Genomic DNA, 8,691 nt, shown 5'->3' on the forward strand with positions numbered 1-8,691 from the left:
AGTACCAATAAAAACAAGTAAATGCTTTTTTAAAAATCTTACTGTTAAGATAATATTTTCACAGTTTGGTACTGTGTTATGACTGTCTTATGTTTTTTTCAATAAATGTTTGCTTATTATTTTTATATTTGACCAATTTTAACTTAATAGTTTAACTCGAGAGGTATTATGGAACAACTTCAAATAGGTATTTTTTTCCTAGTTGCGGCTTTTGGATTTATTAGTTTTTTAATTTATAAAATTTACTTGTACACAACAACGGTACAAAGCGATGGTAAAGAAAAAAATTACTATTACAGTCGCTTTATGAGAAATAAAGAGCAAGTTGAAAAATACATTGAGGTATTGCAACATACAATTACGATTCACAATTGCGGATTGGACGTGTTAGACGCTTCTACGGGTATGAGTGTTCAGCAACATCTTACAAAACTTAAGTCAGATTACGTAGAGGATTACACCGAAGTGACGCAAAAAATTCTTAAAAGAAACAAGCTAACGCGCAAAGACAAGAAAAAATTTATTAAATTACTTTCTGATCAGAGTGAGAAACTATACAATATTGAAAAGGTACTTACGGCAATCAACCACAAATACAGAGGCTAACTGTATCTTAGTTTCACAAATACATGTTTAATACCCTTTTTTTCTGAATCGCGTTCGTCGATTTGCAAAATATCGGTCATTGATTTCATCATTGGTGTGAGTTTTACAAAGCCATAATTTCGAGGATCAAATTCGGGTTTTTTCTTGACAATAAGATTTCCGACATCGCCTAAAAATGCCCAGCCATCGTCGTCCGCGATATCATCAATTGTCGATTCAATAAGTTCAATCGTGGGTTCGTCAATTTTGTTAAGGGGTTTTTGTGACGCTTTTTCAGCAATCTTTACAGTTGTTTTTTCTACTGTTTTTCTGCTTTCAACTTCAACCACTTTTTTAGGCGACTTCTTTTTTATTGCTCCATCCAAAACTTCGATAAAAATAAATCGGTCGCAAGCGCTAATAAACGGTTTTGGTGTCTTCTGTTCACCAATGCCAATAACTTTCATTCCTGATTCTCGCAGTCGAATGGCCAATCGGGTAAAATCGCTATCACTCGAAACGATACAAAAACCATCTAGTTTTCCGGAATACAGTAAATCCATTGCATCAATAATCAATGCCGAATCCGACGAATTTTTTCCAGACGTATAGCTGTATTGTTGAATCGGAGTTATAGCATGCTCTAGTAAAACACCTTTCCATCCATTGGCATTTGGACGTGTCCAGTCGGCATAAATCCGTTTTGTGGTGGGAGTTCCGTATTTGGTAATCTCCTCCATCATTCCTTTTACATTGCTGTACGGAACGTTATCGGCGTCAATTAAAACGGCGAGCTTTAACTCTTTTATAAGTTGTGACATGATTTAATTTTAATGGTTTAAAGGTAAAACAATCTACTTAAATTTTATTCAAAAGTTAAAAAAAATAAACATTTTGATATATGGGGTTGTAAAATAAAGCTGTAGCTTTTCCGATAATTATTTTTTAAATCGTACTTTTGCCACGTTTTTTAACACACAAGAATCATGGTAAAAGATTTATTCGAAAGAATTCAAAACAATAAAGGTCCTTTAGGAAAATGGGCTTCTCAAGCCGAAGGATATTTTGTATTTCCAAAATTAGAAGGGGAACTTGGTCCTAGAATGCAATTTCAAGGAAAAGAGATTTTAAATTGGAGTATAAACGATTATTTGGGATTGGCAAATCATCCTGAAGTTCGAAAAGCCGATACCGAGGCAGCTATTCAGTACGGAGCTGCATACCCAATGGGAGCTCGGATGATGTCGGGTCACACCGATGTTCACGAACAATTGGAGAACGAATTGGCCGCTTTTGTTATGAAAGAAGCTGCTTATTTATTGAACTTCGGCTACCAAGGAATCATGTCTACAATTGATGCATTGGTCACTAAAAACGACATCATTGTGTACGATGTTGATGCACACGCATGTATTATTGATGGCGTGCGTTTGCACATGGGAAAACGTTTTACTTACCGTCACAACGACTTGGAAAGTATGGAGAAAAACCTGCAACGTGCCACTAAAATGGCTATGGAAACCGGTGGAGGTATTCTTTTTATTACCGAAGGCGTTTTTGGAATGCGTGGTCAACAAGGAAAATTAAAAGAAATTGTAGCGCTGAAAGAAAAATATAATTTCCGTTTACTTGTGGACGATGCCCATGGTTTTGGAACACTCGGAAAAACAGGTGCTGGTGCAGGCGAGGAGCAAAATTGCCAAGACGGAATTGATGTTTATTTTTCAACTTTCGCCAAATCGATGGCAAGTATTGGGGCTTTCATCGCTGCAGATCGTGATATCATCGATTATCTAAAATACAATCTTCGCTCGCAAATGTTCGCAAAGGCCTTACCAATGATTCAAACAGTGGGAGCCTTAAAGCGTTTGGAATTATTGCGCAATCATCCTGAATTGAAAGATAAATTGTGGGAAAATGTAAATGCTTTGCAATCGGGTTTAAAAGCGCGAAACTTTAATATCGGTGATACAAACACTTGTGTAACACCTGTTTATTTGGAAGGAAGCGTTCCGGAGGCAATGGTTATGGTAAATGATTTACGTGAAAATTACGGTATTTTCCTTTCTATTGTAATTTATCCAGTAATTCCAAAAGGCATTATTTTGCTAAGAATGATTCCTACAACTTCTCACACTTTGGCAGATATCAACGAAACGTTGACGGCTTTTGAAGCAATTAGAGAAAAATTGGAAAACGGAACCTACAAGTCAATTGCCGAAAAAACTACGGTAGACGTTTCTTAAAACTAATATCTTACGATTAAATAAAAAAGCATTCTCTTTTGGGAATGTTTTTTTTTGGGTTAATTCCATTTTTTTTCAGCGTTTTGCGTTGGAGATCGTCCCAAAGTATCGGGAGAAATCCTTTTTTTTCTTTTTTCAGAAAAAAAAGATGGCAACGAAGCGATCGACCCGCAGGGGAACGCCCAAAAAAATTATTTTATTGAAGTGAATTTAGAAATTATGCCGTTTTGTTTCTTATATCTATAAATTTAATAACGAACGATTTAGGGTAAAAAAGTAGAGAATCGTATATCTTTGTGAAAAGAATAGTAGAAAGTATGAAAAAGTATTTATTTATAAGTATTGTTTTAGGTATTGTATTGAGTTCGTGCAAGAAGGAAACTAACGAACCTTTGCCAGCGCCAACGGTTCAAGAAGAAATGGTGGCTAATGAATTTCAAATTATTTGTTATCAAGGAATTATGAAAAAAGATACGATTAATTTGAGTCTGCAAATTCAAGAAAACCAAGAAGTAAAAGGCGAGTTGGCTTATTTGTTTAATGAAAAAGATAAAAATAAGGGTGTTGTTGTAGGCCAAATGGCGGGCGATACATTACGGGCCAATTATACCTTTATGTCGGAAGGGAAAGAAAGTTCGCGGGAGGTGGTGTTTTTACGAAAAGGCAAAATCATGATGGAAGCCTATGGTGATGTAGAAGAAAAAGACGGAAAAATGGTATTTAAAGATCCGAAAAAATTGTTTTTTGACAGCTCCACCATTTTATCGGAAGTTGATTGTTTAGAGGCTAAATAATTCGTTTAATTACCCGAAGTTTATGCGTATGACGATTGGTTTCGGCATTAAAAATACCCAAATGATCCAAACGGTCGATACGGACTTTACCACTGGCGTGAATGATATAATTATCGTTCATAATGATACCTACATGGATTATTTTTCCTTCTTCGTTATCAAAGAAGGCCAAGTCTCCTGGTTCACTTTCTTCAATAAAACTAAGCGCTTCTCCTAATGTGGCTTGTTGTGCGGCATCGCGTAAAAGAGGATATCCATTTAGTTTATACACCATTTGTGTAAAACCAGAACAATCGATTCCAAACGGCGTTTTGCCTCCCCAAAGATAAGGTGCGTTTAAATATTGAAAAGCAGTAGCAATCAAATTGCTTTTGGGTTGAAGTCCTATTGATCGAATACCTTCAAAGAAATAACCAAAAATATTGATTTCAGGAAAAGCAAGAAACGACAAGGATGCTCCAAGTGGAATTGGAATCAACATATTGTCTTTAGTGGAAATATACTCGACCAAATCGGTATTCAAAACAATTGGTACATTGGTAACTTTTAAATACGCTTCTTCCGTAATTATACGACCTTGTTTATTATCAATCCAACCTTCATACTGATCGTCATGCAGTTTGATTCGCATCCAATTTTTGATGGTTTCTGTTATTTCAAAGCATTCGCCAAATAGGACTTGCGAAACAATTTCGCTTCGGTCGTTGGCTTCAAAACGTAAAGGTATGTTGGCGAGTTCACAAATTCCGAACATGCAGTAGATTTTAAATGTAAATGATGCGTTTAAAATAAAAATTGAAATTAATTCATTTTATTCAAAACGCATCATTTTAGTACTATTATTTATTAGATTCTTTCAATCACAATTGCCGAAGCGCCACCGCCACCATTGCATATTGCAGCAGCACCCGTTTTGGCGTTGTTTTGTTCCAAAACATGCAACAAAGTTACAATAATTCGTGCACCGGAACAACCCAGCGGATGACCCAAAGAAACGGCTCCACCATTTACATTCACGCGGTCGTTGTCCAATCCTAAAATCTTAGAATTTGCCAATCCTACTACTGCAAAGGCTTCGTTGAATTCGAAATAGTCCACATCGCTGATTTTCATTCCCACTTTTTCCAGTGCTTTTGGTAATGCTTTTGCTGGCGAAGTGGTAAACCATTTTGGCTCTTGAGCCGCATCTGCATAACTTTTGATGTAAGCCAATGGCTTCAATCCTAATTCTTTTGCTTTGTCTTCGCTCATCAATACAAGCGCTGCTGCACCATCGTTAATGGTAGAAGCATTTGCTGCTGTAACCGTGCCGTCTTTTGTGAAAACTGCATTTAAAGAAGGAATTTTATCCAATTTTACATTGGTATATTCTTCGTCTTTATCCACAATAATGTCATCTCCACGTCGCTGAGGTACAGATACAGGCACGATTTCATTTGCAAATTTTCCTTCGCTCCATGCTTTTGCCGAACGCTCATAGGATTGAATGGCATATTTGTCTTGATCTTCTCTTGAAATATTATATTCGGAAGCACACAAATCGGCACATACTCCCATCGCATTGTTATCGTAGGCATCGGTCAAGCCGTCTTTTTGCATACCGTCAACAAGTGTAGTTGGGCCAAATTTGGTTCCGTTTCTCATTTGTACATAGTGCGGAATCAAACTCATGTTTTCCATTCCACCAGCAACAATGATTTCTGCATCACCCGCCACAATGGCTTGTGCCGCTTGCATTACAGCTTTCATTCCGGAAGCACACACTTTATTGACTGTGGTTGCCGCTACTTCGTGAGATAATCCAGCAAAAAGTGCCGCTTGTCTTGCCGGAGCTTGACCAACACCCGCTTGAACCACGTTACCCATAATGACTTCATCAACTTTTGATGGGTCTAAATTTATTTTTTCTAAAGCACCTTTAATCGCTGCAGCACCCAATTGTGGCGCAGTAACCGTTGATAATGCTCCCATAAAACTTCCAATGGGTGTGCGAACGGCCGATACTATAACTACTTTCTTGTTCATTGTAAAGTGAATTTAAATTTGAACTGCGAATTTACTGAAAATACCTCAATTTAGGGGTGCTAAAATTATAAAATTCCTAATTTTAAGTGTTTTGTGGGTGGTAAATTACAGCATTTGCTATCGCTTACGGTTATCAAATTAGCAAATTTTGTGCGATTTGAAGTCATTGGACTAACATGAATTACAATTGGTCAATTACTTATTTGGGCGTTTAGCTTGTCCCGATTGCCATTGAGTGGCTCACCGTTACATACAAACTGCAATAGACAGCGATTGAAACTATATTTTAGTGAAGTATTCTTTTTTTGGCAGCCCCGAGCTTTTGTGAACAGGCGAAGATAAAAGCCCAAAAAGAATTTCCACTGAAATCCTTAATATGAGTTCCGTTTACAAAAAGACTTTATTGGTTTCCCTCGAATTCATTTTTTCTTTACCATTTTTTTAAGATTTGTAAAATTTTTATTTTTTTATTTTGTGAATGGGATTGCAAACAATAGTACTTTTGCAAATTATTAAAAAAAAAACAACTTTATGGCTTCAGGAATTTTCGCACTTTTGGATGATATTGCCGCTCTAATGGATGATGTTGCCGCAATGAGTAAAATTGCCGCAAAAAAAACAGCAGGTATTTTGGGTGATGATTTAGCGGTAAACGCCGAAAAAGCATCCGGATTTGTTTCCTCGAGAGAACTACCTGTTTTATGGGCGATTACCAAAGGCTCATTTTTGAATAAGTTAATAATTTTACCCGTTACCTTTCTTTTAACCGCTTTTATTCCGTGGGTAATTAATATAATTTTGATTTTGGGCGGACTTTATTTGGCCTACGAAGGAGCGGAGAAAATTTTCGAATATTTTTTCCCGCATCCAACTGCAAAAAAAGTAGCTCTTTTGGAAGAATTATCGGAAGAAGAAATCTTGGCTTTGGAAAAAGGCAAAATCAAATCAGCCATTGTAACCGATTTTATTCTTTCGGTCGAAATTATCATCATTGCTTTAGGTACCGTGGTGGATCAAGAATTGAGTATGCAAATAATGGTGGTTAGTGTTATTGCTTTAATTGCAACGGTAGGGGTTTACGGCATTGTAGCCTTAATTGTTCGTATGGACGAAGCGGGATATAAATTGATTCAGTGGAGTGCGGGACGAAATAATTTGCAATACAAATTGGGGACACTCTTAGTTAAAGCTTTGCCTCGTGTAATCCAAACTCTCGCTGTTGTGGGGACTATCGCGTTGTTATTTGTTTCAGGCGGAATTTTCGCACATCAATTCCCTGCTTTGCATCACTATGCAGATTTTTTACCGGGTTGGGTTTTTGAATTTTTGTTCGGTTTTATTGTCGGGTTGGTTTGTGTTTTTCTCGTTATGGCGTTTAAAAAAATTGTAAAAAAAGAATCTGTTATGCATTAAAAACCTTGTGGGTGCTTTTTTCTGGATTAAAAACCTAAAAGGTCAAAAAAAGACCTCGCAGCATCATCAAAAAAGAAGAGTATTTGTTGATGTTTTAATTAATTTCAGATTATAATCGAACTCTGGTGAACAAATAGAAATAGGAATTTTTTTTACAATACAATTATTTTTACTTCAAAATCGCCTCGTTTTTTTGCCAAAGTGTAAATAGATACTCGTTATCTTTGCAACATCATTATAATTTTTATGGAAAAAATATTTAATAATACCCAAATTGCATTTGCTTTAAAAAGTGATACCGAGTTAGATCGCGCTTATTTTTTATTCAAATTAATCGCCAATCAACCTTTGGTTCGCATCGGAACCGCTGTCACTAATTTTGCCATTAAAGCGCATTTGCCTGTGGAAGGCCTAATTCGGGCAACGGTTTTTGACCATTTTTGCGGTGGCGTAAACGAAAACGATTGCCTTTCGGTAGTTGAAAAAATGCATACAAAAGGGGTATCTTCTGTTTTAGACTATTCAGTGGAAGGAAAAGAAGAGGAAGATCAATTTGATGCTGCGTTGAAAATGACGTTGAAAACGATTGATTTTGCTGCCAAAAAACAAGCCATTCCCTTTGCCGTTTTTAAACCCACCGGTTTTGGACGATTTGAGTTGTACGAAAAATTAGGCGAGGGCCAAACCTTATCCGAAACCGAACAAAAAGAGTGGAATAGGGTAGTGGAACGCTTTGATACCGTTTGTAAAGAAGCCCACCAAAAAAATGTAGCCTTGCTAATTGACGGAGAGGAAAGTTGGATGCAAGATGCCGCCGATGAGTTGGTTACCAATATGATGCGAAAATACAACAAAGAGAAACCGATTGTTTTCAATACCTTACAAATGTACCGCCACGACCGATTGGCTTATTTAAAAAAGATCTACCATTTGGCCCAAACCGAAGGTTTTTTCATCGGAATGAAAGTGGTTCGTGGAGCTTATATGGAAAAAGAGAATAACCGTGCCGAAGAAAAGGGATATCCAACACCCATTTGTGCTTCAAAAGAAGCGACGGATATCAATTATGATGCTGCTGTCGATTATATGTTGCAGCATTTGGATTGCATGTCCATTTTTGTGGGAACACATAACGAAAATAGTTCCTATAAAGTCATGAATCGCATCGCTGAATGGAATTTGGACCGCAACGACAACCGCATTTGGTTCGGCCAACTTTACGGAATGAGCGACAACATCAGTTATAATTTAGCTGCTTACGACTATAATGTGGCCAAATATTTGCCTTTTGGTCCCGTTCGTGATGTGATGCCGTATTTGATTCGTCGGGCGGAAGAAAATACTTCTGTTGCCGGGCAAACCAACCGTGAATTAGAACTGATTAAAACAGAACGCAATCGGAGAAAAAATAGATAACAGGCTGTCTAAAAAGTCTTGATTTTGTTATTGCTTCGCCTATTCGAGCAAAGCTCTCGGGTCCGAATTTATTTCGGAATCTAAATAGTCACTCCTTAAAAACTCACTTTTTGAGTTTTTAAATTTATTTTGAAAAATACATTTGTAAAAATAAACATTAAAAATTCTAGCCAGATCACGAGCTGTACTTTGATTTGGTTAAACCTTACTTT

The 8,691-nt window shown here is 36.9% G+C and carries 8 protein-coding genes; 5 read left to right on the forward strand and 3 right to left on the reverse strand.

The features are described from left to right. Positions 1-168: 168 nt before the first annotated feature. Positions 169-606: a hypothetical protein gene (locus ACIQ2X_RS10775; RefSeq protein ID WP_396178934.1), complete on the forward strand. Its 438-nt coding sequence runs from the start codon at positions 169-171 to the stop codon at positions 604-606. On the opposite strand, the gene ACIQ2X_RS10780 is transcribed toward ACIQ2X_RS10775, so the two are convergent. After that, on the reverse strand, positions 603-1,406 hold the full coding sequence (locus tag ACIQ2X_RS10780; RefSeq protein WP_396178935.1) for an NYN domain-containing protein: 804 nt from the start codon (positions 1,404-1,406) through the stop codon (positions 603-605). The two genes, ACIQ2X_RS10775 and ACIQ2X_RS10780, sit on opposite strands and share 4 nt — an antisense overlap. Positions 1,407-1,571: 165 nt before the next feature. On the opposite strand from ACIQ2X_RS10780, the gene ACIQ2X_RS10785 reads away from it, so the two are divergent. Then, positions 1,572-2,831 (forward strand): aminotransferase class I/II-fold pyridoxal phosphate-dependent enzyme, encoded by a 1,260-nt coding sequence (locus ACIQ2X_RS10785; protein ID WP_396178936.1) that lies wholly within the window; start codon positions 1,572-1,574, stop codon positions 2,829-2,831. Positions 2,832-3,148: 317 nt separating this feature from the next. Continuing rightward, positions 3,149-3,625 carry a hypothetical protein gene (locus tag ACIQ2X_RS10790; RefSeq protein WP_396178937.1) on the forward strand — a complete coding sequence of 159 codons (477 nt, stop codon included), beginning with the start codon at positions 3,149-3,151 and terminating at the stop codon, positions 3,623-3,625. Here ACIQ2X_RS10790 and ACIQ2X_RS10795 read toward each other — a convergent pair. Beyond that, positions 3,618-4,379, reverse strand: a complete 762-nt coding sequence (locus tag ACIQ2X_RS10795; protein WP_396178938.1) for an NlpC/P60 family protein — start codon at positions 4,377-4,379, stop codon at positions 3,618-3,620. The two genes, ACIQ2X_RS10790 and ACIQ2X_RS10795, sit on opposite strands and share 8 nt — an antisense overlap. Positions 4,380-4,471: 92 nt before the next feature. Beyond that, complete coding sequence (locus ACIQ2X_RS10800; RefSeq protein ID WP_396178939.1) at positions 4,472-5,650, reverse strand: acetyl-CoA C-acyltransferase; 1,179 nt, start codon at positions 5,648-5,650, stop codon at positions 4,472-4,474. Between the two features lie 531 nt (positions 5,651-6,181). Between ACIQ2X_RS10800 and ACIQ2X_RS10805 the strand changes: the two genes are divergently transcribed. Together ACIQ2X_RS10805 and ACIQ2X_RS10810 are read left to right on the forward strand one after the other, a co-directional pair. Then, positions 6,182-7,063 (forward strand): DUF808 domain-containing protein, encoded by an 882-nt coding sequence (locus ACIQ2X_RS10805; protein WP_396178940.1) that lies wholly within the window; start codon positions 6,182-6,184, stop codon positions 7,061-7,063. 246 nt (positions 7,064-7,309) lie between these two features. Next, positions 7,310-8,479: a proline dehydrogenase family protein gene (locus tag ACIQ2X_RS10810; RefSeq protein WP_396178941.1), complete on the forward strand. Its 1,170-nt coding sequence runs from the start codon at positions 7,310-7,312 to the stop codon at positions 8,477-8,479. The last annotated feature ends 212 nt before the right edge of the window (positions 8,480-8,691 follow it).

Origin of the sequence: Flavobacterium sp., assembly GCF_044368625.1 — a bacterium.
Lineage (GTDB): Bacteria > Bacteroidota > Bacteroidia > Flavobacteriales > Flavobacteriaceae > Flavobacterium.

What these genes read in the sequence shown, in the direction of transcription:
- ACIQ2X_RS10785 (WP_396178936.1), top strand. Translation starts at nt 1,572, where the DNA reads ATGGTAAAAGATTTATTCGAAAGAATTCAAAACAATAAAGGTCCTTTA.
- ACIQ2X_RS10775 (WP_396178934.1), top strand. Translation starts at nt 169, where the DNA reads ATGGAACAACTTCAAATAGGTATTTTTTTCCTAGTTGCGGCTTTTGGA.
- ACIQ2X_RS10810 (WP_396178941.1), top strand. Translation starts at nt 7,310, where the DNA reads ATGGAAAAAATATTTAATAATACCCAAATTGCATTTGCTTTAAAAAGT.
- ACIQ2X_RS10800 (WP_396178939.1), bottom strand. Translation starts at nt 5,650, where the DNA reads ATGAACAAGAAAGTAGTTATAGTATCGGCCGTTCGCACACCCATTGGA.
- ACIQ2X_RS10790 (WP_396178937.1), top strand. Translation starts at nt 3,149, where the DNA reads ATGAAAAAGTATTTATTTATAAGTATTGTTTTAGGTATTGTATTGAGT.
- ACIQ2X_RS10780 (WP_396178935.1), bottom strand. Translation starts at nt 1,406, where the DNA reads ATGTCACAACTTATAAAAGAGTTAAAGCTCGCCGTTTTAATTGACGCC.
- ACIQ2X_RS10805 (WP_396178940.1), top strand. Translation starts at nt 6,182, where the DNA reads ATGGCTTCAGGAATTTTCGCACTTTTGGATGATATTGCCGCTCTAATG.
- ACIQ2X_RS10795 (WP_396178938.1), bottom strand. Translation starts at nt 4,379, where the DNA reads ATGTTCGGAATTTGTGAACTCGCCAACATACCTTTACGTTTTGAAGCC.